The sequence below is a fragment of the Myxacorys chilensis genome, from assembly GCF_059505265.1.
Genome location: NZ_JCACKG010000063.1, coordinates 1 through 21,865, shown reverse-complemented (window position 1 = coordinate 21,865; position 21,865 = coordinate 1). Strand labels below are relative to the sequence as shown.

Below are 21,865 nucleotides of genomic sequence, written 5' to 3'. Positions count from 1 at the left end.
TACGAATTTGGATTACCCATTTAGCTATCGCTCCACACGTCTAGAACACGACCGACCCAGATAATGTCATTGCTCGGCTGCGCGAGTTAGGTCAGAGGGGCGGATTGATGGATGCCCAAGACCCACGGATTACGGTCACTAATCCGCTAGACTCGAATCCTGTCTTAAACCCGGACAATCCCAACCCCGAAATGACGGTTGGTTTCACCTTTCTCGGACAGTTTCTCGACCACGACATCACCTTCGATCCCGCGCCTCTCAGACCTCCTGCCACAACAGGCCCAAACTTGCGAAACCCGTTTCTGGACTTGGATAGCGTCTACGGTCGCGGACCGGGTGAAGATCGGCTTCTATACGATCGCGCCTCTGAGATCGAACGACCCTTACCCGCTAAATTTCTTATCGACTTTGACGCTCCTCGCGATTTACCCCGAACCAGTCAGCAACGGGCGATCATCGGCGACCCCCGAAATGACGAGAACGTGATCATCTCACAGCTTCACTTAGCCTTTCTAAAGTTCCACAACCGAGTCGTCGATTGGGTGGTTGCTCGCTACCCTGGGGAAAGCGCAGAGGAACAGTTCAACCGAGCACAAAAGCTTGTCCGCTGGCACTACCAATACATTGTGGTCAACCAGTTTTTACAAGTTTCTCTAGATCCAACCGTTTTTGAGCAGGTGCGGAGCAATAGTCCGTCTCTGTTTAAGGTATCTGCTAAGCCAACGCTTCCCCGTGAATTTCAAATTGCGGTTTACCGTTTTGGACACAGTCAAATTCGTCCTGGCTACAAAGTTAATCAGGGATTCGGTGCGCCCATTTTTGATGCTGCGATCGATCCGCGAGAGGGTGACCCGAACGATCTCCGGGGAGGACGGCGGGCAACTCGCCGATTTGTTGAATGGGACACGTTCTTTGACTTCGGGACTCTGGAAGTAGCTGCTGATCCCAATGGTCCTGATGGTCCTGTTCCTATAGCCCGACCCAAGGTTAAAAGAAACAAACGGATCGACCCGTTCATCTCTTCGCCCATGTTTGATCTACCAGTGGGGCCTGGGTTGGTTGGGCCAGGAGACCAACTCAAGAGCCTAGCTGGACGGAATCTCGAACGGCATCTTTTACATGGGTTGCCATCGGGACAAGCGATCGCATGTGAGTTGGGTTACGACCCGCTAACTCAGGCAGACCTTGCAGAACTAACAGACCTTAATTTCCACGAAAGCACGCCTCTCTGGTACTACGTTCTGAAAGAAGCGTTAGTGCAGCATGAGGGACAACGACTGGGACAGGTCGGCAGTCGAATTGTCGCAGAGGTTTTCTTCGGGCTACTGCTGAGTGATAGCGCGTCCTACTGGTCTCAGCAACCAAAATGGGAACCAGAGCTTCCTCGCCGGGATGGGAGTGTTGAGGGTGATTTCACAATGGTTGACCTTCTAGCCTTTGCGGGAGTCGCATGACGTTCTGCGACATTTCATCGCTGCTACCAAGCTTAGGATCGCTGGGCTTGGTAGCGGCAAGGGTGAATGGAGACTCACGTTGATCAGAAAACGTTGGATAAAGGATTAAAACTGAGTCAGCCACAACAACGATCGCCTTACACGAAGACCCTCAATTTTAGTGAATCGATCAACGAACCGCTTTCAGGGCTTCATACAAGCGCTTATACTTTTGAAACGCAGTCTCATACATCGGATTTTCTTGCGGCTGTACAACATCCCCAACTTGGGGCAGAATCTTGAACGCTGTTTCCAAATTGGGATATACCTCAATCCCTACCATTGCTAAAATTGCGGCTCCATAGGCAGCTCCTTCTTCTCTGGGCACAACCAATTCTGTTTGCAAAACATCTGCCAGAATTTTTAACCAAACGCCCGATCGTGCCCCTCCTCCCGTTGCCATATAGTTGATACATGGGGGTGATTGTGTGAATCACGTCCAATGCTTCTCGTAGGCTGAATGCAATGCCTTCCAGGACAGCCCGAATCAGGGCGATCGCACGATTTTCACCAAGCGTTGAGCCACATCTGATAAAGCGTCTAAGCTAGCTTCTATCTAATCTGCCGATTTTGCTCCGTCTAACCGGATTGTGGCGTGAACAGCGGATAACTTTTCGTGGTCCGAACAATTAATTGCCCGTGCAGTTCAACAGCGATCGCCCGCACTCTTCCTGTCCCTAGATTTAGATCAAGTACTACGTCAGCTACGCTTCCCTCCCTGTTCTGAGCAGTAAATGTGGGCAAACACCCAAATCAGCCAAGCCAGAAACTCAGAAAGTTCTAACCAGCCTAAATTAACAACAGCGGCATTCTGTCTAGTCACTACTAAGCTAGCAGCACAGAAACCGCTTTAAATCCTTTGAAAACCTGCAACAAAGCTAAAACCGCTTTCTACCGAAGTGGACATCCTCTAATGCGTGCTCTTAAACTGCGTGAGCATCTTTCAGGGGTTCATGCGTTGAGGCGCTCTTATTGACAGTGCCCCATTAAACTATGCATCAAGATACATGTTAAGATTTGTATTTATTGATTGAATTTAGTAGCTCTTAATAAATTTACAATTTTCTATAGGCCAACACTATATATGTACTTAAAGCCTTTTATGAACTGATAACCATTTAAGCCTGGAGGACAAGCAATGCAAATGTTGATGTGCGCGGTCGCGCATCTCTTTTGTGATGTTCTTATGTCTTTAGAACTGAACAATTCCCATTAAAAATTTTCTGCATGACCTTATTCAAAAGTGATATATCTCATGTCAAAAGCTCATCCTTTAGGCTTGAGCTTAAGTTAGTACTCTGACAGAGAGCATCAACTCATTCAATTTTTAGACTGTTAATGTAGCTCAACTTGATGATTGATTGCTACTCCAAATTGATATCAACACGATATTGAGAATGCTCTTGGTAAGAATCTGATGCTTTTACAATCTCAAAACAGAACTCAATCTCATTCAACCTCAATGTCAGGAATTAGTAAATGGAGCGCCAGCATTGAACGTGGCGTTGTCATTGCGCTTGCTATTTTCGGTTTATGGGCGTTGAGCTTATTTATCTTACTATCTATCGATGTAGCTGCCTTGTCTACTGAACTTTGCATTGCATTAGTAGCTTTACAAACGTTCTTATACACAGGCTTGTTTATCAATGCTCATGACGCAATGCATGGCGCAGTTGCTCCCAGAAATCCTAAGCTCAATAACTTTATTGGTTCTCTATCAATTGCCTGTTATGCGCTTTTCTCATACAAAAGCTTGCTAAAAACTCATTGGCTACATCATCATCACCCCGCATCTGAAACTGATCCAGACTTCCACAACGGGCAATATAAAAATCCGATCGCTTGGTATTTCAATTTCATGCTCAACTACTGGAGTTGGACACGATTAGTTGGTTTGGTTGTCATCTTCCACACCCTGCGTGGTCTCTTACATGTTCCTGAACTCAATTTGATTCTGTTCTGGGCGATTCCTGCGATCACAAGTTCCGTTCAACTCTTCTTCTTTGGAACGTATTTGCCTCATCGTGAACCTAAGGGAGGCTACCAGAACGGCAGCCGTGCCCAAAGCATGAATTGGTCTACATTCCGCTCATTTATTAGTTGCTATCACTTTGGTTACCATCTAGAGCATCATGAGCATCCTCATGTTCCTTGGTGGGCGTTACCTCAAGTACATCAACAGCGCATCTCTAGAGTTTCATCTGAGATAAATTAGACCGAACACAAAAGACTTGCTAAAACCCGGTTTAGTTAGAACCAAGATTTGCTTAGGTACTAAAACCTTCTAGTAAGTAGCTTGATGACGACTACTGTCTATCTTTTATCTGTAGAGTACAGCCATGACGTTATCTTGTTTTTACTCAGTAGCATTGTTATTAGAGCAATGCCAATACTAAGACCGATATTTTCTAAACGCAAATGCTCAGCGTGAATAATGGGTTCAAGTAGAAAAGCAGGAACACATATTCCACCTAGGATTAGCAAAATGTCAAACCGAGGCTGCTGTTTGAACCTACTCGAAATAAGCGCCAAAATACCGCCTAAAGGAGCAAAGAAAACGGCATAGAACATCAATTTGTGAACCGAAATACTAAAGTTTGTAAGCTGTAGAATCCGTCCCTCGAATGGAAATAGATAGCGGAATAGTGTAATTTCAGGAGTTAGTTCTAGGCTGTAAGAATTTTGCGGTTCATCTACATACAGACGAAGAACGCTCTGATAGTAGGTTAAGAGAAAATGATGAGGTTTAAGATCTCGAAAAGTATTGGGTACAAACAGAGCAGTGTAGACTCCATTTTCTCCTGTGATCGGCGTTCTTAACCGAAACACGAGTTGATTGTGTTCCTGACCCAGTGTAAAGTTCCGACGGGCTGGATTGGCAGAAAGCGATAGGATTCGAGCAGGTCCAGTTTGATCTAGATCTGAGGTTGCTGCAATCGTACTAATTGTAAACTGAGAGGAGTTCCGCAATCGGTTGGATAACACTGAGGCAGGCTCAGCTGTTGAGAGCCAATGTTTATCCGATACGCGCACACCTTCTGGAACTGCTGAAATTCCATCTCCCTGAGCCACTAGATCTGGTAATTGACCTGTGCGATCTTTTAACGGTTTACTGAGCGAGTTGCGGCTTTCTAAGTTGGTTAGATCATACGCTGTGACTAACCCGGCTTGCGGAAGCGAACCTTTAGTTTGGAGAACTTGAGCAATCTCAGATTGGGATAGAGCGCGATCGCTAATCTCCACTTTAGAAATAGTTCCGTTCCACGGGCGGTCGCCTGTCTTCTCGTTTCCTAATAGAAGTGGCAACTTAGGGTTCCAATTACTCAGTTGCGCCGCTTCCTGAAGAGACAATGAGACTAGCCCTATCATCATAATCCAGGCAATCAATGCAACTGCCAAGTTCCGAATGGTCAGCAGCCGTTTGACCTTTTGTTCAACCGATATGACTTGATTAGATGCGGTTGTTGTAGAGTTATGCCTCGCGCTGATTGTCGTCAGTAGAATGTAGCTCAATGCGCCACAAAAGCCTCCGGTGGTGTTAGTTGAGATATCAATCCAGCTAGGGCTCCGGGATGGCAGAAAAACCTGCGATAATTCAACACTAAAAGATAGCAGAGGGCTAATGATTGTCGCGATCGCCAGCCCGGTTAGGAGTTTGATTCCCTGCGACTGTGCGCGTAGCGCAATTCCAAACCCCAACGGCATAAACAAGAGAACATTGCCGATCAAATCGCTCCAGTCGCTGGGATGAGCAAAAAAAACCTTAATCGCACCTTTAAGTGTCACGCCTTCCGCTGTAAATTCAAACGGCGATAGCGTTGCCAGCAAAATGATGAGAATGGCACTGCCGATGATGCGATTTGCCCACACTTTAGGGGCAGGATCAGAAGTAGAGGATTGGCGCAAAGGTTGACGAGTGCCCACACATGCCTCCTAAGTAAGGGATTGGTTTATGAACTTAGAGCAATCTGGGTTAGCTGAAATTCCGGAACTTGGGCCGCGATCGCGTTGCCGATCTCCAAAGATGACGTTGCCGCTGGTGAAGGGGCGTTGTAAACGTGGAGCGCAGATTTTCCCTGCTCAATCAGAAAGTCATCGACCAGTTTTCCGTCGGGCAACAGTGCCTGCGCTCTTACGCCAGCATGAGTTGGAATAAGGTCATTGGATTGGACTTCAGGAATCAACTCTTGTAAGCTGCGCACAAATGCCGCTTTGAAGAACGAGCGAATCATTTCCTGAATTCCTTGATCTGCGTGTTTTGACATCAGCTTCCAGAATCCTGGATAAGTCATCACTTCTGTAAAGTCGCGCAGATCAAAATCCGTTTTGCGATAGCCTTCTCGCTTCAAGCTCAGCACGGCATTCGGACCAGCGTGAACGGTTCCGTCAATCATGCGAGTGAAATGAACGCCCAAGAAGGGAAAGTTTGGATTGGGAACCGGATAAATTAAACCTTTGACCAAGTAACGTTTTTCAGGCGTAAGTTCGTAGTACTCGCCCCGGAAGGGAACGATTTTGGCAGGAGGTTGGGCGGTGGTCAATTTGGCAACGCGATCGCAGTGCAATCCGGCACAGTTGATCAAAAATCGCGTCGTAAAGCTGCCACTACTTGTGGTGATGTCATATCCATCTGTCGTGCTGATGCACGATTCTAAGCGAGTATTTAACCGCAAATCGGCTCCTTGGTAGGCAGCGATCTCGGCATACTTTTGACAAACCTGTTTATAACTAACAATGCCAGTCGAGTAAACCTTAACTCCAGCAAGACAACCAACATGAGGTTCAATTTCCTGAACCGCTTGCGCTGAAATCTTCTCAACCTTCAAGCCGTTGTCCAAACCCCGTTGATAAATATTGTCTAATAAAGGAAGTTCTTCGGGTTTAGTCGCGACAATCACTTTGCCACATATGTCGTACTCTAACCCATGCTCCCGACAGAACTGAACGATCGAGCGACTACCATCTCGACAAAATTTTGCTTTAAAGCTTCCAGGTTTATAGTAAATTCCTGAATGGATCACACCGCTGTTATTGCCAGTTTGATGAAATGCCCACTGACTTTCTTTTTCTAACAGCAAGACCCTGGCATTTGGATATCGTCTTCCGAGGGCAACGGCAGTCGATAAGCCAACAATTCCGCCACCAACAATTGCATAATCGTACATGACTATCCCTGACATTTGCTTCACTCAAGTCTACTGAGTGGTTGGAGGCAGAAGACGACCCCGCCTCCTCCCAAACCTAATGCTTTAGATGGCTACAACTTTTGTTGTAACGCCCATATCATCCAGCATTTTTTGAATTTCGTCACAATAGATGGCGTTCATGACGATCACTTCATCCGGCTGGTAGTCCTTGAGGGACTCAGGAGAACGGATCTCTTGACCCACACCTGGAATAAATCGACCGTGCCGGTGAGGGTTGATATCGACGACCCAATCAATCAGGTCTTTGGTTCCTAAAGTGGTGAGGAACGCGACGCACTTTGAGCCAGAACCCCAAACCGCAACTTTCTTGCCGTCCGCTTTCATCGTCTCCAAATGCTGTTTCCAGTAGCCCAACTTGTCCCCAATTTTGGATGCAAACAGCTCAACATCCTTCACCAATTGCTCAACGCTTTCTTCCGCAGGGTGAATCTTGGTCGATGGAGTTGCAACTGGACGCGCTTCAATCATCAAATACTGATCGCCGTAGTCTAGATAGACATCAAGCACTTCAAAACCTTCTTGCCGGAACAACCGCGCCAATGATCCGGGTGTGAAGTAGGAGCAGTGTTCGTAATAGATGTCTTCAAAGGCTTGCTCGATCAGCACCCGTCCCATGTCAGGAATTTCAAAGAAAATGACGGTATCGAGGCGATCGCCCACTGAGCGTCGGACGGTGCGTACTAAATCTGCGGTTTGGTGAATGTGTTCGAGCGTGTGACGGCAACAGATAAATTCACCCGTGTGTTCTGAGTATTTTTCAGAGTAGTAATCTTGAATGAACATCACTCGCTCGGCGGCGGCACTTTCGACCCGACCTACGATCGCGCTTGGGTCGATTCCTACCCCGTAGTTGTTGCCTAACTCACACATCAAGAGTAGAAAGTCTCCCTTGCTGCATCCAATCTCAACAATCTTCTTGTTGCGCAAGTCGTACTTTTCAATCAGACGAGTCGCTAGCTTGTAAGCAAATGAGTTAAACGTTGGTGAAAAGCTCTGCTGATCTTCGTAAATGGGTGAGTAGTCTGAGTTATTTGCATCAAACTCAACGTTGGTAACAAACCCACAGTTTGGGCAAAATCCTAACACTACATCCCCGCACGGAAAGTCCACCGCTTCCTGATGACTGGGCATCATTAGACAACTGTGTACCGGAACGTTGCGAACCTCATAGAATACGGCTGATTCGTGGTGTCCGCAGCTTGGGCAGTCATACGATACAAGACGGGTTCCAGCGGGAATTTTTTGCCCCAGTGTAGATGGCTGATTCATAGGATTTTTAAAGGTAAATAGGGTTTCTTTAGCCAAGCAACAATGTGTTTTGAGAGGTTTTCTGACTCGCATGGAGGAGAAACCCCTCAAAACGTTATGACACGACTGACACTTGGCGTTTCTCAACGTCACCCAAGTCAGGTTTGAAGATCAATCCCTCTTCAACGAGGCTACCCTCGTCATATTGGCGTACAATCTCTTCTGGCAAGCGGCAGAGGTCGCTACCACGCATGAAATCCCTCAGCGAGGTTCCGGTTGGTTTAGAGTCGACATTTGGTGCGCCGCTCATAGACGTTACTTCGTCGAGGTGAACCGTTCTAAAGTCAATGCTGTAGCGGCTGAACCCAGAAGTATTCGGCACGGTCGAGTGCAGTTGAGCACCTGAGAATAGGACAATTCCACCTGCAGGACAAACAACCCGAACTTGCGGATCTAGCTCGATTTCTTCGACAGCATGGGGCTGCTTTCGGGTATCTGACTTGATATGCTGAGCAGCACTTTTGCGTCCGCTCTTATTCCACTCATAATAGTTGAAGCTACTGGACTCATTCTTCACAGCTTGATTCCAGTAGCGGGGGTGGAATGCCATTGAGCACTCTGTCTCAATTTCGTAAATCGGCAACCACCAATTCAACTGACACATTGGCGCGGAGTACCAGGTGTCGCGATGGGGGTGATGGGCATAGCCAACTCCACTGGTGAGGTATCCGTCAGAAGTCACCATTCTGAGGCGAGGAACATCCAGATAGGTCTTCTCTAAATCACAGGAGAAGTCCCGTAGAATGTCCTGAATCAGTCCCTTGGTTTCGGGGTGGTGAATAAATTGAGGCTTGAGAGGAGCCACGATCGATACATACTCCTCGACAGACATGTGGAACTGAGCATCGCGAGGATCAAGATTACCAAACGCTGCTGCAATCATCTTGCGAGCATGTTGAATCAGCGCGATCGTGCTAGGACGAGAGGTGAAAACAAAGATTTGACCGTTGTAGAGCCGCTCTCTTCTCACCTGATCGTTAACCGCAGAATCAACGTAAACCGTATGCATCAAACGTTCTCCTCAGAACTGTAGGTAGGGTGGTGGCTAGATCGCTGCCATGAGTGGCTTATTGTGGGCTTTAGACGCTACAGAATAATTGATTAGGCGACAGGCTCGCCTATAGAATTCACTTCGGCAACCTCTAAAGAATCATCGGGCATCAAGTAGTCTAATTTCTCCGTAAATCTCGCTATTCAAAGTTGGCTTTGTATGTAAAAGGTACGGATTAGATTGTTGTCACTATTTGACGAGTGCCCTTTCTAATTACTTGAATTCACGGAAGGCAAGGTACGGAAGCGGCAGTGAAATAATCGTAAGACCATTAACTTTTGGCGCTTCTTGTTACTTCAAGACCTTATCCTGTCTGTAAAACTAGCAGCAAGTGTTTTCACCCAGTCTTCACAGTTACTCTTAAGTTTCTTCAAATTAGTGTAATGATTAATCCAACCAATGACTTTGTAACTAAGGAAACGCAGGACAACGATCGTAGGCTTTAGCTTGGTAATGAGGGTGGGCGCAACTAGTCCGAAAGCTAGATTTAGCCATCAGGTAAAACATTTAAAGCATTCTTAAATAAAGCACTGGGACAAATGGTAAAAAGTGGTAGAAACAAAGTTTGTTTCTACCACTACAACGTCTATTGCAACAGCCAACTAAACAATTCGAGGAATCGGAATTGGTACGATAAATTGACCGCCTTGCTGGCGATAAGCATCTTGCTGCTTCATGATTTCGTCCGCAAAGTTCCATGCCAGAATCAGCACGTAATCGGGACGATCTTCGAGCAACATTGTGGGAGGATGAATCGGTAGGTGATTTCCGCCCATGTAACGACCTTGTTTAAAGGTATTCAGGTCTACTACATAGTCTACAAGTGACGTATCGATGCCGATGTAGCTCAACAGCGTCGTTGCTTTTGCTGCCGCTCCATAAGCCGCGATGCGCTTCCCTTGACCTTTAAGGTCGTGCAAGATTTTGAGCAAATCGCGCTTGATTGATTCAACACGATCGGCAAAATCGAGGTAGTAATCAACGCGATCGACCTTACGGTTTGCTTCTTCTTCTAGCAGCACTTTGACCGAATCGTGGACGGCTTCAATGGGTTCGACAAACAGGCGCAAAGAGCCGCCGTGAATCGTGGTTCGCTTGACATCATTGAGATACAAACTATGCCGACGGAAGAGTTTATCTAGGGCAGTGACAGAAAAGTAGCAGAGGTGCTGGTGATAGATGGTGTCAAATTCGCCGTGATCGACAAGATCAACAACATAAGGACACTCGATCACAGCAACGCCTGTGTCTTTTAACAGAGTACGAATGCCATCAACAAAGCCGTTAAGATCGGCAACGTGAGCAAGAACGTTATTCGCTAGAAACACATCGGCTTGTTTGCCCTCCGATCGCAGTTGCTTCGCTAGATCGCTGCCGAAAAAGGTATTGAGGGTTGGAACACCTTTTTCCAAAGCTGACTTTGCCGGGCCTTCGGCGGGATCGATGCCCAGAACTGGGATGCCTTGATCGACAAAGTTCTTCAACATATACCCGTCATTGCTGGCAGCCTCGATCACAAGGCTGTTGCTGTTCAATTGACGGGTTTGAATTAGCGATCGCGCACTTCCGCCAAAATGTTCTAGCAATGCGGCTGAAACCGATGAAAAGTACGGGTAGTCCCGACAGAACAGAATTTCTGGAGGAACCGTTTCTGTAATCTGCGCTAGAGAGCATTCAGAACAAACGGCAAGGTCGAGCGGTGCGAAGATTTCTGGCTCTCCCAGTTTGGTTTCTGTCACCAGCGCATCTGCTAAAGGCGTTTCGCCAAAAGCAATCAGAACGTTTAGGTCAGGGTTGCCGCATGAACGGCACGCGGAGATTTTCCAGTCACTCATAGTTTTAAGAGGTGATTTAAGAGATGCGCCTACAATCCCGCTCCAGCAGAAGTTAGGGTTGCCTGCTGCCAGCGGAGGTTGGTATCGAGCAAGCCGTCACCAATCAGATATTTGATGTGGGCAATGCGTTTGTACCGCTCACCCTCAAACTCATCGAGAGACAACCCAATCTTCTTATAGGTGTTGTACAGTTGCTCTGCGCCTTTCTTGGTTGTCCATTGGGGTTGAAATTCGGGGAGAACGCGAGCGATCTTGTCACAGTCCACGCGGTAGCAGCGCTTATCAGGCCCGGCATCTTCTGCAAATTCAATTTCGCAGCCTGGAACCGTGTCTTTCACAATCTCTGCAATTTCGCGAATTCGATAGTTTTCGCTAGTGCGCCCCACGTTAAACGCTTCATTGTGAACCGCTTCACGAGGCGCATGCAGTACCGCTAAGAAAGCACGAGAAATATCTTCAATGTGAACGATCGGACGCCAAGGCGTGCCATCGCTCTTGATATGAACTTTTCCGGTTGTGTAGGCCCAAGCCACTAAGTTATTCAAGACCAAGTCGAATCTCAAGCGGGGTGACACGCCGTAAGCTGTTGCACTGCGAAGAAAAGTTGGACTGAAGGCGTCATCTGCAAGCTTGGCAACTTCAATTTCCGTCATGGCTTTAGAAGACCCGTAAGGCGTTACCGGATTGAATTCCGAGGTTTCGTTGACGGGTGCATCGCCTGCCGCGCCATAGTTGCTGCATGAGGACGAGAAGATGAAGCGCTCAACCCCAACTTGTTTTGCGAGTTCTGCTAATCGAAGAGACGCTTTAAAGTTGATGTCGTAGGTCAGATTTGGGTTCAGATCGCCTAATGGATCGTTAGACAACCCAGCTAAGTGAAGAATCGCATCAAACCCGTCTAGATCGGATGCTTCTGCATCCCGGATATCTTTCTGAATAGACGGAATTTCAATAATGCCTTCTCCAAATGAGCAGCGTCGATACAAATCGCTATCAAAGCCAACAACATCATGCCCTGCTGCTAAGAGCATTGGCGTCAATACTGTTCCGATATAGCCCCGATGCCCCGTTAGTAATACTCGCATTGTGTTCCTCCCAAATTTTCCAAGGTGCTTTGCCACTTTCCCAGAGGCTTTCTAATAATTTCTTTTCACGAATGGTATCCATGCACTGCCAGAAAGAGTTGTGCTTGTACGCCATCAGTTGTCCATCTCTCGCAAGTCGCTCTAGGGGTTCTTTCTCCCAGTGCGTCAGGTCGCCATCGATGTAGTCAAATACTTCGGGTTCTAAAACGAAGAATGCGCCGTTAATCCATCCTTCGCCGATCTGGGGCTTCTCCGAAAACTCAGTGATCTGTTCGCCATCGATCTGGAGATGGCCAAATCTTGCTGGGGGGCGAACGGCGGTGAGGGTGGCAAGTTTGCCGTGAGAGCGATGGAACGCTAGCAGATCGTGGAGATTGACATCGGATACGCCATCTCCCCAGGTCAACATGAACGTCTCATTGTTCACGTAAGGAGCCAGTTGCTTGATGCGACCACCCGTCTGGGTCTTGAGCCCAGTATCGACCAGATCGATTGTCCAATCGGGTCTGTACCCCTCATGTTGATTAATATGTCCAGTTTTTAGATTGACAGTGAGATTACTGCTTAAGGAGCAGTAGTCTACCATGTACTTCTTGATGTACTCAGCCTTGTAGCCGAGCGCGATCGCAAAGTCTTTGTAGCCGTAGGTGGAATAGTGCATCATGATGTGCCACAGGATCGGGCGACCACCAATTTCTACCATTGGCTTAGGTTTAAGTTCGGTTTCTTCCGCTAAACGGGAACCTAACCCCCCTGCAAGAATTGCTACTTTCATCGGTTTTGACCACTCTCCTCAATGTATGCTTGCTCGGCTTGCTGCTAGGCAGAATATTAAGTCATCTCAAAATGCTGTGTCAGTTTAGCCAGTTCTAGGTTGTTGGGCAAGTCACGCTCACACAGACTTTACGAAGCACTTGGACAGGGAACACAAATTTAAATTGAAGACAGGATCGTGTCGTTCAAAGAGGGATGTCTACGGATTCAGATAGAGCGCTAATGGCTGATTTTGCCACTCTGCACTCCTCTTTCAAACCGAGAAAAGACCTAAATTATCAGCTAATCGCTTTGAAGAGCGGGCTGTGCTGAACTGTGCTAACGTCTGAAAAATCCAACACATCTGCGATGAAGTACTCGAAATTCGATAAGTCTCTTTGTAGCAATCTGCTATGTAATACTCGGCAGTATCGCTAATAAGATTGGCTCTAAAGAGTTGAACCATTTTGAGTATTAAATGTAATAACTTTGATGAGTCATTACTACGTGCAGAACCCTCATTCGCGCGAATGCGATCGCTAGTCATCTCAGTTTACGTCCTAACTTTTGATACATCCCTGAAAACCCCTTAGGTGCTCATTGAAGGACGGACTGATATATGCTCCGAGTGCTAAACCGTCGCTGTGCTGTCATGTGTGCATCCTACTGGTTAGCAAAATTTAGCAAAAGCAGGGCGCTAAAAGCCAGTGCTTCTACGGAGTCTTTATTAAAAAAATACAGGTTTAGAGGTATAGTTGTTTTTTTGATTTTGAAACAAAGTTTTTAGTACAGAAGTTGTTAATAGAAGAATTAGACTAGGTCAAAAGTCGGTACTATGAAGATTAAGTGAAGCTGCTTAAATAGCAATGTATAACTAAACTTTTAGTGTTTGCCATAAGGTGAGTAGTTTTCCTAGCACTGCTCTAGCCCTAGCCACTTTAAACTAAATTTCCACTCGCTTTAGAAGCAAGTGGAAACACTAGAAACAGGGGCAGCAATCCGATCGCAATTAATGGAGCGTTGTATACATCGCAAGTGGAGTGGATTGAAGTGGGATTAGTAGGTGCGATCGCGGTTTAAACGCGACCCCGCGATCGCACCTACTAATCCCACTCATGTCTGAAAAATTGAGAGTCGGCGCTAATCGTTGAACTCTAATTAACGTAAGTTGCTCAGAGACAATTCAGCCGATTTCACCTGATTCAACAAACTCTGCAATTTCTCACCCTCAATCACTTCGGTTTCAAGGAGCTGTTCAGTAATGGTTTCTAGTAGCTCTCGGTTCGCTTCCAAAATTGCCAATGCTTGCTTGTGAGCTGTTTCCACAATGTCTTTGACCTCGACATCAATCGCCTTGGCGGTATCCTCACTCAGCGATCGCCGAGGATTGGGTGAATTGTCACCCAAGAACATTGCCTGTTGTCCTTGTTGATATGCCAATGGACCCAAGACTTTACTCATGCCGTAAGTCGTCACCATGCGCTCTGCTAAATCGGTCGCTCGTTGCAAATCATTTGAGGCCCCGGTCGTAATACTGCCAAAAATGACTTCCTCTGCGGAACGTCCCCCTAGAAGCGTAGCAATCTGACCGCGCAACTCCATTTCATTCATTAAGAAGCGATCTTCTGTTGGCAGTTGCAACGTGTATCCCAACGCTGCCATGCCGCGAGGCACGATCGAAATCTTCTCAACTCGACCACTGCCTGGAATCAAAGCACCTACTAGAGCATGACCCACCTCATGATAGGCAACGATCTTTTTCTCGGTTTCGTTCAACACACGACTCTTTTTCTCAAGTCCTGCCACAACTCGCTCGATCGCTTCAGCAAAGTCCTCTTGGGCAACGGTTTGACGCTGGTTGCGAGCCGCTAACAGTGCCGCTTCATTCACTAAGTTAGCCAGATCTGCTCCAGCAAATCCTGGGGTACGAGTTGCGATCGCTCTTAGATCCACGTCTTGCCCCAACTTCACTTTCTGAGCATGAATGTTCAGAATCTCTTCACGACCTGATAAATCTGGACGATCAACTAAAACCTGACGGTCAAATCGACCTGGACGCAGCAACGCTGGATCGAGAGATTCGGGACGGTTGGTGGCAGCCAAGACAATTACCGTGGCATCGCCTGCGGCAAAGCCATCCATCTCGGTTAGCAATTGGTTGAGCGTTTGCTCTCGCTCATCATTGCCGCCGTAAAACCCACCCGAACTGCGAGACTTTCCGATCGCATCCAACTCGTCAATAAAGACAATACATGGAGCTTGCTTCTTCGCTTGGTCAAATAGGTCGCGCACCCGCGAGGAGCCAACGCCCACAAACATTTCCACAAACTCAGAGCCAGAAATACTAAAGAACGGAACGCCCGCTTCTCCAGCAACTGCCTTTGCCAATAGTGTTTTGCCCGTTCCTGGTGGGCCTACAAGCAACACCCCTTTCGGAATTCGTGCGCCAATTTGAGTGTAGCGAGTCGGCGTTTTAAGAAAATCCACAATTTCAACCAATTCTGTCTTGGCTTCTTCGACCCCTGCCACATCAGTAAAGGTCACTTTGTCAGATTCTCCCTCAACGTACACCTTTGCTTTACTTTTTCCAATTGAGAGTACGCCTTGTTGGCCTGAGCCACTGCCACGGGCTAGAAAGAACTGCCAAATCCCCACAAAAATCAGCGGCGGAATGACCCAACCTAAGAGGCTTGTAAACCAACCATTTTTCGGCGGAGGCGTGGCTGCAAACTCAACGCCTTTTTCTTCAAGTAGGTTGGGCAGTCCTAAGTCGAAAATAGGAGTCGTCACATAAACATCACCTGGTGTACCGTTTTCGCCTTTGAGTTGATAGCGAATTTGGTTTTGTCCTACAGACGCCTGCTTGACTTCACCTTCCTGCACCTGATGAATGAACAAACTGTAGGGAACACTGGTGTTCTGCGTTCCAAACGCTCCCGGCAAGAATAGATTGGTAAGTAGAAAGAGCCCCGATACGCCTAGCAGCAAGTTTGCAATCAAGCGGGGGCGGGAAGGCGTTGGTTTATCTTTAATCGGCATATTAATCTCGATCCTGATTTGTTGTGGTAGCTTGACCTTCTAAGATGAACGCGAAGTGTGGGCTAAATCCATCCTGCTTCTGAGGGAATGTGCTTTGGTTTGCAGAATAGTTATGCTGTTACAGTCAGTCCCAGATTTGAGCTAACTGCTTTAACGCGACAAACTTATAGCCGCAAATCGCGATCGATAGAAGGTGAGGTGACTGAGGGCAGTGGTACTCAGTAAGAGAATGGTCTAAAGAAGGTTTAGTTCTTCCTCTGAGAGTTAAACAGCGAATTGGGATGCTTCATTGTGGATAATGCTTCTAAGCTTTCTTTAATAAACTTAACAATAAAGTTGATGCTTCTACCTTGATCGCAGGTGACGGTTTACCGCCCCATACCTAGGTTGTAGGTGCTAATGCTTATAAAATTAATAGGGCTACGAAGCTTTAAAGTTAACTTTGTTGGTTGCGATCGCTCTAAGAGTTCTGATGAGTTAAGCGGTAACTTGTAAATCTCATTTTGGCAGCTAAGCCAGCGATCGCTCTATTACCAACATTGACCCAGACAAACGGTATTCACTTCAAACTGAAGATGAGAAGGAGTGATAGAGGATTACAAAGGCATCGTTATGAACTCATCTGAGTGTTAACCCATCTGAACAACATGACCTTGCAATCCTCGTAGAATCCGCTCAACTCCACCGACGCTATACTCGCGTCTTTTCTTCCCAACTGACCGCTCGTTCAACTTTAAGCCCATCTTGAATCGTGTGATTTGGAAACGATCCTGCCCGCGCCTGTATGGTGATGCAATGCAAATCGGCATCTGACGTGTTTCGCCAGCACCGCTCCCCCTCACAATCAACTCTCACAACTGTTCCTTCAGTAACCGGAAACACCACATTGTCAACCTGAAACTCTCCCGCGCCGCGAATAAAGATATAAATTTCCTCATTGAAACGATGCTTGTGATAGAAGGGAATGGATTTTCCGGGCGGAATCGAATTAAAGGAAATCTCTGCACTAGTGAGGCTAAGAAGCTCTTTTAGAAACACTTTGCCTTGAACTTTGAGGGGCAAATTAGCTGCCTCGAAGGTAAATTCGTCTAGCTCAGAAAATGACCCAACGTTGGCGACTGAGAAGTTTTCGCCTGATTTGCTATTCATGATTTGTAAGTTGTAAATTGCAAGTTAAAAGTGACGGTACCAGAGCAACTTGTAAAATGCAAGTAAGCGTTGATTTTAGAGCTTCTAGAGTATGCAAGAGCGTCGTTCGAGTTGCCCGATCGCAGGGACGTTAGATCTGATTGGCGATCGCTGGACGTTGCTGATCATCCGTGACATGCTGTTTCTCAAAAAACAGCGATTTGAGGAGTTTCTAGACTCACCCGAAGGAATCTCAACCAATGTTTTGACCGATCGGCTTAAAAAGTTAGAACAATTGGGTTTAGTTGCCAAACAGCCTTACAGCACTCATGCCCGTCGAATGAACTATCACCTGACAGAACGGGGAGAAAGTTTACGTCCTGTGCTGAAATCGATGTTGAAGTGGGGACTGTCAAATCTGCCAGACACTCATCTTCCGCCTGATCAGGAGACGCCTGCATAACAAAGGACACGAATGATGGTCGAAGCGGAAGAAATCACTCAATGCGTGACTTCTATCAGGAAAAGCTGAGTTAGAATGACAAAGGCTCACTCAAGGTGCTTTTCCCTCTTAAACCAAACTAGCAAAAAGTCTAAATTGGTTGCCATTGCAGGGAAAGAAGCGATTTTAGAGGGAGCAGCTTCCACAATTTGTTGTCCATCGATTACGCAGAGGTGAAAATCGTGTCTGTCGAAACCATCGAACAGCGCTCAACATCGACCGTCCGTAAACCTGCACCGCGCTATCGAGTATTACTCCATAACGATGCCATTAACTCTATGGAGCATGTAGTACAAGTTTTGATCCAGACTGTGCCTAGTCTGAGTCAACCCCAAGCTGTAAATATCATGATGGAAGCTCATGTGAATGGGCTTGCCTTAGTGATTACTTGCGCTCAAGAACCCGCTGAGTTCTACAGCGAAACGCTCAAGATGCATGGTTTAGATAGTACGATCGAGCCTGACGAATAGCGTTTTGTCTACATTTTGAAACTCAATCTTACTCGTATTGCCCAATATCCAACTCCGATCAGAATTGGACTGTTTGTGCTGACGTTGTTAACGATTTGGGTTCCGATCGCGCTACCGATCACTCGGTTAGTTAGTGATAACAACCTCGCTACAATTTTGACGATGCCTCTGCTGTACGCCGAGTTTGTTCTCTTGGTTGTACTGTGGGGGCGATTTGTCTATCAGCAGCCTAATCTGTTGAAGCGATATGGATTTCGGCAACCTCGCAAGACGATCCGTAATCTTGTTAAAGGATTGAGCATTGGGTTAATTAGCTTAATGCTGATGTTTGTGGTTCAAAGCCTATTCGGATGGGTAATTTGGCAAGGTCCTCAACCTACGTTTGCCCAAATATTTTTAGAAGGCGCGATCGTTGCGATCGCGTACGGGCTGGCAGAAGAACTGCTGTTTCGCGGTTGGTTATTGGATGAACTTCAGCGCGGCTATTCGGCTCGAACGGCTCTTTTAACCAGCAGCATCGTTTATGCAGCGCTGCACTGCATTCGCCCGTTGCAAGAATCGATTCAGTTTCCAGCGCTAATTATTTTAGGCATGATCTTAGTCTGGGCAAAGCGAGCGACTCAAGGACGCTTGGGACTCTCGATTGGGCTGCATGCTGGGCTGATTTGGGGCTACTACATCGTTAATGTAGGACAGCTAGTGAAGTATTCTAATCAGGTTCCCGAGTGGGTAACAGGGGTTGGCAGAAATCCGTTGGCGGGAATTGTGGGAATTTTTTCGCTGAGTGCGATCGCTGTATGGATACGGGCATCTGCTAGGCGTCAACAACGATCGCGCTTGCCTCAAGATGGTTAGATGAGCGTAGATTGGGTTAGGAGTCGCTGAGCTGGCAGCGGATTTGGTAGCAGATGTAGCGGATGTATGGCTTAAACGCACCCCATCCGCTATATCTGTTACATCCGTTATTACATCCGCTGCCACGCTGCTAAACGGCTGACTTAGGCTTTGACCACACGCCAGATTGGTCTTCTTCATACTGCTGATGAATCATATCCCATGCTGAGCGCTCTGCCTGAGTTTCATCATTTGTTTCGGTCAACACGGCATTGTAGCGCTCCAAATACTTGCGCTGAGCGTCTTCTGAGAGGTGCGATCGCACTTCGGGCGACAGATGACTGACATCCTCGATCGCACCTTCTTTCTGCCTCGGCAAGGCTGATTGTAGTGTTGAAATTTCTTCACCACCCGATTCTTGAAGCAGCGTTTGAATTTCGCTTGTCTTGCTGTCGGGCACTTCCACCATCGTTAGAAACTCTCCCGCTTCGACACGAGTTTGATAGATGGCCGCTTTGTCTTCTGGCATTCCAATTGCGACAAACGCGGATACGAGACCTGCTCCAGCCGATCCCGCGATCGCGCCACTCGCCGCCCCAATCAGCAACGCTCCAATAGGGCCTGCCGCCACCACGGTGCCCACAAACGGCACAAACAGAACGCCAACCCCCGTAAGCAAACCTAAGATCGAACCAAAAAACGAACCAAATGCGGCTCCCTGCTTCAATCCGCCTAGAATTACATCTCGCTTGGTAATAAAGCCAGAAATTCGCGTTTCTGAATGAAAGTTCTTGCCAACCACCGAAATATGATCCCGAGAAACGCCGTGATCGAGCAAGCGACGAACCACGGTGTCGATTTGCTCACGATTTTTGAAGATGGCTGAAATGGTTCGTTCAGGAGTTCCAAGCGGCGCACTCTGTTGCGGTGTGTTAGAGTCAGCGATCGTCACGGCAGACTTCTCCTCATTAAATTCTGTAGCGACAATAGCAATTTATCTCTTCCAAGACCGTCGTTCTGAGGGAAGAATTTAATTTGAGATCGAAGCAGCAGTGTATTCTAAGGACAAAAATTTTGGGTAACTGGTATGCAAGCTGATACGAAAAAAATGACTTCCTTATCAAAACTCCGATCGATCTCTCACGTCCTCGACAATGCGATCGGCATTCCAGGCACACGCTACCGCATCGGCATTGATCCGATCTTAGGATTGTTGCCGGGAGGCGGAGATATGATCACAGCCGTTCTCTCGGTGTATATCGTGTGGGAAGCAGCGCGAATGGGATTGCCGCCCGCCACAGTCCGGCAAATGGTCTCGAATTTGGTTCTAGATGCGGTACTCGGCTCACTTCCCGTTGCTGGAGATTTCTTTGATGCGACCTGGAAAGCCAATAGCAAAAATATAGCGCTTCTAGAAGCTCATTTAGACGCTCCAACGTCTCATAAACGCGCGAATCCAGCGTTTGTTGTGCTGTTGCTACTAGGATTTTTGGTCATTGCGATCGGACTTGCGGCTTTGACTGGGTTAGTCATTGCTTTGATTTGGAATGCTTTGACAAAATAATCCGCATACTCCCCAAGAGTGTAATAATGATTCGGCTGTTTCTCTCCCGATCTAATGGCTCAACCGACGAATGCCAAGCCGCTCATGCTGTCTGACCTCGAACAGAATTTGGATCTCCAGTTTCAACTTCCTGATCCAGACGATGAGAAGATCCCGGAGATCGAGTTTCAGCAGCAGATCGAGCGGGCTTGGCAGGTGTGCGATCGCTTTGACTTGCAAACGGATATCTGGCGCGGACAAATTTTGAGAGCAGTGCGCGATCGCGAAAAGAAACGCGGCGACGGACGCGGAGCCGGATTTCTTAACTGGCTGCAAGATCGAGAAATTAGCAAAACCAACGCCTACAACCTAATTGAACTGGCCAACAGCGCCGACACGCTGCTTGAAAACGGCTATCTCGATTCGCAAGATGTCAACCGATTTAGCAAACGGGCGTTTGTCGAAACCGCGCAATCGGTTCCTGAAGTGCAGCAAATGGTGGGAGACGCCGCAAAACGCGGCGATCGCATCACCCGCCGAGAAGTCCGCCAACTCTCTGACGATTGGACGGCGATGACCTCTGATCTGCTGCCCGACGAAATTCGTGCCAAAGTTACCGATCAAACGATTCCGACGCGCTACGTTGCGCCTCTGGTTCGCCACCTAGAGAAACTGCCAGCAAGTCATCAAGACTCAATTCGTGAAGCGATGGCAGGCAGTCCTGATCTAGACACGCTTAAACAAGCCACGGGCGAAGCGCGAGCGCTCTCTCGCTACCTCGAATCTGCTGCCCAAGTCCAAGCCTTGGATGATATGGATGTTGAACAGGCCTTAGAAGAAGCCTTGCGCCTCGGATGCTTGAATACAACAGCAGAAATTGTAAATCAAGCCGCGCAGCTAGAAGGCGCGATCGCAAAGCTCTACACCACTTGGAAACGCCTGAACAGTCTGTCTGAACGACTTTACGTTGATACGGGAGCGAGCACGCCCAACCTCCGCACAATGCTGAAGTCTCTAGAGCGGTTATCGAGTGAAGACATCGAATTTTTCTTTGGCGATCCGAGAGGCGACAAGTTCTCGCGCACAATTCGCCTGAAACTGGAGGCAGATTTAGCCTTGGATACGGGGACGTGGGAAGAATCCTAGCGCAACTCACCGTCTACCCCGACGAATTCTGCTCCATATAAAACGTGGATTAAGCCACTGTCGGTAGCGCTCTGCCACTTCCTTGCCGACAATCAGCACCCCGATCCAAAACATCACCTCTGCCACAATAAAAAGAGTTAGTGCGATCGCTGCCTTTTGCGAAAGCGGCAGCGCTGTAAATGAGACGGCAAACGCCAGCCCCCACGGCACAAACGAGACGATCAGCAGTCCGATTCCGACCTTTCGCATTGAATCACCTTGCATTGAGTTACTTTAGTTGACGTTGTCTTAGTTGACATTGTTAAGTACGGAGATTTGTACTATGACATCTCTCCCGATCTCCCTACCTGAAGATATGAAAGCGCTTATCGATAGACATTGAGAATCAATCTGATTTCTACGTCTACAAAGATATCGAACCCATTTGGGATCTTTTTGAGAAGGGCTAAAATCAAAAATAAATGCCGTACT

At 47.4% G+C, this 21,865-nt stretch carries 19 protein-coding genes; 7 read left to right on the top strand and 12 right to left on the bottom strand.

The features are described 5' to 3' along the window. Positions 1–107 precede the first annotated feature (107 nt). A complete protein-coding gene (locus AC5JLB_RS03475; RefSeq protein WP_495872465.1) occupies positions 108–1,454 on the top strand; it encodes a peroxidase family protein in 1,347 nt (448 codons plus the stop codon). 169 nt (positions 1,455–1,623) lie between these two features. Here AC5JLB_RS03475 and AC5JLB_RS03470 read toward each other — a convergent pair whose 3' ends face one another. Next, positions 1,624–1,896 (bottom strand): FGGY-family carbohydrate kinase, encoded by a 273-nt coding sequence (locus tag AC5JLB_RS03470; RefSeq protein ID WP_495872464.1) that lies wholly within the window; start codon positions 1,894–1,896, stop codon positions 1,624–1,626. Between the two features lie 1,014 nt (positions 1,897–2,910). Here AC5JLB_RS03470 and crtW point away from each other — a divergent pair. Next, positions 2,911–3,708, top strand: a complete 798-nt coding sequence (crtW, locus tag AC5JLB_RS03465; RefSeq protein WP_495872463.1) for a beta-carotene ketolase CrtW — start codon at positions 2,911–2,913, stop codon at positions 3,706–3,708. 98 nt (positions 3,709–3,806) lie between these two features. On the opposite strand, the gene AC5JLB_RS03460 is transcribed toward crtW, so the two are convergent. The 9 genes from AC5JLB_RS03460 to AC5JLB_RS03420 form a co-directional block, all read right to left on the bottom strand. Further along, positions 3,807–5,417, bottom strand: coding sequence for a VanZ family protein (locus AC5JLB_RS03460; RefSeq protein WP_495872462.1), 1,611 nt, complete (start codon positions 5,415–5,417; stop codon positions 3,807–3,809). A 26-nt stretch (positions 5,418–5,443) separates the two neighbouring features. Further along, entirely contained in the window at positions 5,444–6,658 is a 1,215-nt protein-coding gene (gene lhgO, locus AC5JLB_RS03455) for an L-2-hydroxyglutarate oxidase (protein ID WP_495872461.1), read from the bottom strand. An 84-nt stretch (positions 6,659–6,742) separates the two neighbouring features. Further along, positions 6,743–7,969 carry a class I SAM-dependent methyltransferase gene (locus AC5JLB_RS03450; RefSeq protein ID WP_495872460.1) on the bottom strand — a complete coding sequence of 409 codons (1,227 nt, stop codon included), beginning with the start codon at positions 7,967–7,969 and terminating at the stop codon, positions 6,743–6,745. A gap of 94 nt (positions 7,970–8,063) precedes the next feature. Continuing rightward, on the bottom strand, positions 8,064–9,017 hold the full coding sequence (locus AC5JLB_RS03445; protein ID WP_495872459.1) for a phytanoyl-CoA dioxygenase family protein: 954 nt from the start codon (positions 9,015–9,017) through the stop codon (positions 8,064–8,066). A gap of 644 nt (positions 9,018–9,661) precedes the next feature. Then, on the bottom strand, positions 9,662–10,894 hold the full coding sequence (locus tag AC5JLB_RS03440; RefSeq protein ID WP_495872458.1) for a methyltransferase domain-containing protein: 1,233 nt from the start codon (positions 10,892–10,894) through the stop codon (positions 9,662–9,664). Between the two features lie 29 nt (positions 10,895–10,923). Next, positions 10,924–11,979: an NAD-dependent epimerase/dehydratase family protein gene (locus AC5JLB_RS03435; protein WP_495872457.1), complete on the bottom strand. Its 1,056-nt coding sequence runs from the start codon at positions 11,977–11,979 to the stop codon at positions 10,924–10,926. Next, a complete protein-coding gene (gene rfbF / locus AC5JLB_RS03430; RefSeq protein WP_495872456.1) occupies positions 11,903–12,754 on the bottom strand; it encodes a glucose-1-phosphate cytidylyltransferase in 852 nt (283 codons plus the stop codon). The genes AC5JLB_RS03435 and rfbF overlap by 77 nt, the downstream gene beginning before the upstream one ends. 1,136 nt (positions 12,755–13,890) lie before the next feature. Further along, entirely contained in the window at positions 13,891–15,771 is a 1,881-nt protein-coding gene (gene ftsH4, locus AC5JLB_RS03425; RefSeq protein ID WP_495872455.1) for an ATP-dependent zinc metalloprotease FtsH4, read from the bottom strand. Positions 15,772–16,461: 690 nt separating this feature from the next. Further along, positions 16,462–16,920, bottom strand: coding sequence for a cupin domain-containing protein (locus AC5JLB_RS03420; protein ID WP_495872454.1), 459 nt, complete (start codon positions 16,918–16,920; stop codon positions 16,462–16,464). Positions 16,921–17,011: 91 nt separating this feature from the next. Between AC5JLB_RS03420 and AC5JLB_RS03415 the strand changes: the two genes are divergently transcribed. The 3 genes from AC5JLB_RS03415 (at position 17,012) to AC5JLB_RS03405 (ending at position 18,726) form a co-directional block, all read left to right on the top strand. After that, the gene (locus AC5JLB_RS03415) at positions 17,012–17,362 is read left to right on the top strand and encodes a winged helix-turn-helix transcriptional regulator (protein WP_495872453.1); all 351 of its coding nucleotides are present in this window, start codon (positions 17,012–17,014) and stop codon (positions 17,360–17,362) included. A 221-nt stretch (positions 17,363–17,583) separates the two neighbouring features. Beyond that, entirely contained in the window at positions 17,584–17,871 is a 288-nt protein-coding gene (gene clpS, locus AC5JLB_RS03410) for an ATP-dependent Clp protease adapter ClpS (RefSeq protein WP_495872452.1), read from the top strand. A 15-nt stretch (positions 17,872–17,886) separates the two neighbouring features. After that, positions 17,887–18,726 (top strand): CPBP family intramembrane glutamic endopeptidase, encoded by an 840-nt coding sequence (locus AC5JLB_RS03405; protein WP_495872451.1) that lies wholly within the window; start codon positions 17,887–17,889, stop codon positions 18,724–18,726. Positions 18,727–18,856: 130 nt separating this feature from the next. Here the strand turns inward: AC5JLB_RS03405 and AC5JLB_RS03400 are convergent, their stop codons facing one another. Next, on the bottom strand, positions 18,857–19,657 hold the full coding sequence (locus tag AC5JLB_RS03400; RefSeq protein WP_495872450.1) for a ChaB family protein: 801 nt from the start codon (positions 19,655–19,657) through the stop codon (positions 18,857–18,859). A gap of 156 nt (positions 19,658–19,813) precedes the next feature. Here AC5JLB_RS03400 and AC5JLB_RS03395 point away from each other — a divergent pair, with 156 nt between their 5' ends. Both AC5JLB_RS03395 and AC5JLB_RS03390 read left to right on the top strand, forming a co-directional pair. Then, entirely contained in the window at positions 19,814–20,269 is a 456-nt protein-coding gene (locus tag AC5JLB_RS03395) for a DUF4112 domain-containing protein (protein WP_495872449.1), read from the top strand. 54 nt (positions 20,270–20,323) lie between these two features. Further along, positions 20,324–21,394: a hypothetical protein gene (locus AC5JLB_RS03390; protein ID WP_495872448.1), complete on the top strand. Its 1,071-nt coding sequence runs from the start codon at positions 20,324–20,326 to the stop codon at positions 21,392–21,394. A gap of 6 nt (positions 21,395–21,400) precedes the next feature. On the opposite strand, the gene AC5JLB_RS03385 is transcribed toward AC5JLB_RS03390, so the two are convergent. After that, positions 21,401–21,658, bottom strand: a complete 258-nt coding sequence (locus AC5JLB_RS03385; protein WP_495872447.1) for a transporter suffix domain-containing protein — start codon at positions 21,656–21,658, stop codon at positions 21,401–21,403. Between the last annotated feature and the right edge of the window lie 207 nt (positions 21,659–21,865).

Excerpts from the sequence above, each read along its gene's own strand:
- AC5JLB_RS03470 (WP_495872464.1), bottom strand. The coding sequence starts at position 1,896 with ATGGCAACGGGAGGAGGGGCACGATCGGGCGTTTGGTTAAAAATTCTG.
- AC5JLB_RS03440 (WP_495872458.1), bottom strand. The coding sequence starts at position 10,894 with ATGAGTGACTGGAAAATCTCCGCGTGCCGTTCATGCGGCAACCCTGAC.
- AC5JLB_RS03415 (WP_495872453.1), top strand. The coding sequence starts at position 17,012 with ATGCAAGAGCGTCGTTCGAGTTGCCCGATCGCAGGGACGTTAGATCTG.
- ftsH4 (WP_495872455.1), bottom strand. The coding sequence starts at position 15,771 with ATGCCGATTAAAGATAAACCAACGCCTTCCCGCCCCCGCTTGATTGCA.
- crtW (WP_495872463.1), top strand. The coding sequence starts at position 2,911 with ATGCTTTTACAATCTCAAAACAGAACTCAATCTCATTCAACCTCAATG.
- lhgO (WP_495872461.1), bottom strand. The coding sequence starts at position 6,658 with ATGTACGATTATGCAATTGTTGGTGGCGGAATTGTTGGCTTATCGACT.
- AC5JLB_RS03385 (WP_495872447.1), bottom strand. The coding sequence starts at position 21,658 with ATGCAAGGTGATTCAATGCGAAAGGTCGGAATCGGACTGCTGATCGTC.
- AC5JLB_RS03395 (WP_495872449.1), top strand. The coding sequence starts at position 19,814 with ATGACTTCCTTATCAAAACTCCGATCGATCTCTCACGTCCTCGACAAT.
- AC5JLB_RS03420 (WP_495872454.1), bottom strand. The coding sequence starts at position 16,920 with ATGAATAGCAAATCAGGCGAAAACTTCTCAGTCGCCAACGTTGGGTCA.
- AC5JLB_RS03390 (WP_495872448.1), top strand. The coding sequence starts at position 20,324 with ATGGCTCAACCGACGAATGCCAAGCCGCTCATGCTGTCTGACCTCGAA.
- AC5JLB_RS03475 (WP_495872465.1), top strand. The coding sequence starts at position 108 with ATGGATGCCCAAGACCCACGGATTACGGTCACTAATCCGCTAGACTCG.
- rfbF (WP_495872456.1), bottom strand. The coding sequence starts at position 12,754 with ATGAAAGTAGCAATTCTTGCAGGGGGGTTAGGTTCCCGTTTAGCGGAA.
- AC5JLB_RS03445 (WP_495872459.1), bottom strand. The coding sequence starts at position 9,017 with ATGCATACGGTTTACGTTGATTCTGCGGTTAACGATCAGGTGAGAAGA.
- AC5JLB_RS03450 (WP_495872460.1), bottom strand. The coding sequence starts at position 7,969 with ATGAATCAGCCATCTACACTGGGGCAAAAAATTCCCGCTGGAACCCGT.
- AC5JLB_RS03435 (WP_495872457.1), bottom strand. The coding sequence starts at position 11,979 with ATGCGAGTATTACTAACGGGGCATCGGGGCTATATCGGAACAGTATTG.